The 1,649-nt window shown below is 57.4% G+C and carries 2 protein-coding genes and 1 pseudogene; 1 reads left to right on the forward strand and 2 read right to left on the reverse strand.

The genetic code is table 11. The annotated features are described in order from the left end of the window. A pseudogene (locus tag AAC035_RS21205) lies at nucleotides 1-376 on the reverse strand (hypothetical protein); the annotation flags it as partial. A gap of 341 nt (nucleotides 377-717) precedes the next feature. On the opposite strand from AAC035_RS21205, the gene AAC035_RS21210 reads away from it, so the two are divergent. Next, nucleotides 718-1,095, forward strand: a complete 378-nt coding sequence (locus tag AAC035_RS21210) for a hypothetical protein (RefSeq protein WP_339807106.1) — start codon at nucleotides 718-720, stop codon at nucleotides 1,093-1,095. Nucleotides 1,096-1,108: 13 nt separating this feature from the next. On the opposite strand, the gene AAC035_RS21215 is transcribed toward AAC035_RS21210, so the two are convergent. Beyond that, nucleotides 1,109-1,649, reverse strand: a 541-nt coding sequence (locus AAC035_RS21215) for an ATP-binding protein (RefSeq protein WP_339807107.1), incomplete at its 5' end; no start/stop codon positions are given.

The raw sequence follows: 1,649 nt of genomic DNA on the forward strand, positions 1-1,649 counted from the left end.
CCGCCACTGGCAAACGGCCACCAGGCTCACGGTCTGGCCCGGAGCTGCCGCCCGGCGCTGCCGTGACCGCTCCGGGTTGCGGTGGAACCGACGCTGTCGTCGGTTTTGCAGGCTCTGCTGAGGCGGACGGACTACCGGCTGCTCCGACCGGGGCAGACATGGATTCGACATAGGCCACCATGCCATGCCGGCCCAGCACCGCACGGTATTTCTCCGCCTGCTCCTGATCCAGTTTGTTGCGAATCACCACCGGTCGACCGGAAAACATTCGCTCAACCTGGTCCACAGACGCCTTGAACAGTGTCCGGGCATTGCTTCTGGCAACGGCTTCGTCGGTTCCCGGTGTACACTCGCCTCGAAAAACCAGCTGAAACATACCTGCACTCCTGATCCAGGATAACTGAACACTGCCATGTACTTGAGCACACACGATCTCAACGGATCCGGGCAATGATTGCTGCTGTCAGTTTAACGCCAAGCTGTGCTGAAGGGCACTATCAGAGCATACAAAACCTCACGCACCAGGGCACCCGCAACGACTTCGGATTCAGCGAAAACCTGAACCTTTCCCCATCATCTGTAAAAGATTGAAAAATGCATCAACAAGCAGAGACGCAGATCACATTTTGTTGCGATAATATTTCGTAACAAATTGTTACCGTCAGACGCGTAAGATAACGCGGCTGGTTTCTGGAACCTCAGAAGGTTAGTACCCCGATGAAAACCACCGTATCGTTACAGACTGTGCTACCCGCACTTGCCCTGACCTGGGGTATGGCAGCCAGTCCTGCTGCCAGTGCAGAGAGTATCGATGTGCTGATGAGCGACCTCTTTCCCCGGGATGAGATGACCTATATCGGGTTCGACAGTGTTGAACGGGAAGACATTCCGCAATCCGCCGGAATCGACCGCAAGTATCTGATTGTTGATTTCCGCACCCTGCAGCCTCAGCCGCAAGAGGAGCAACTGGCCAGCGTGCACCGGGTCTGCATGGCACTGCTGAAAAACCGGGAACTGATTCACTCATTGTCACGCCAGGGTTACGACATGGTCTCCGTGGCCTTTGATCGCAACTCCCAGTACGACTGTCTGTAATCAGACACGGCGGTCAGCCGCCACTGTCACCGGGTTCAGGGCTCGCGCCCAATAATGCAGGGAAAGCGTCCAGTGAGCTGTTTACCGCATCCAGGTTGAACGCATCCACATCGGCCAACAGCTTTTCGGCATACCGGGTGACGCCTCGTGACCGGTAACGCTGACCCCAGCTCAGCACCCGGGCAGCAAAATACCGCATCTGCTCCGGGTCGCCGCTTTCACGAATCACCCGCCACTCGTCGCCAAAATCCTCCCGCAACTGTTCTTTCAGCCAGCTGCGCTCCTGCATATCCAGGGTTTCGGTCAGCGGCTGATGTTGCGCCGGTTCCAGATCCCCGGGCTCATCCCCTGCTTCCGCCAGCGCGACAGAGGGCAACACCACGGTAAAGGTTGAACCCACCCCCTCACTGCTGCGCACCTCCAGCTCGCCACCCATCATATGAATCAGCTTGCGGCTGATGGCGAGGCCCAGACCGGTACCTCCATACTTGCGACTACTCTGACCTTCCTGTTGCTCAAACGCATCGAAAATCCGTTCCTGCTGGTCGCTGGCA

This window comes from uncultured Marinobacter sp. (assembly GCF_963974375.1).
Taxonomy (GTDB): Bacteria; Pseudomonadota; Gammaproteobacteria; order Pseudomonadales; family Oleiphilaceae; genus Marinobacter.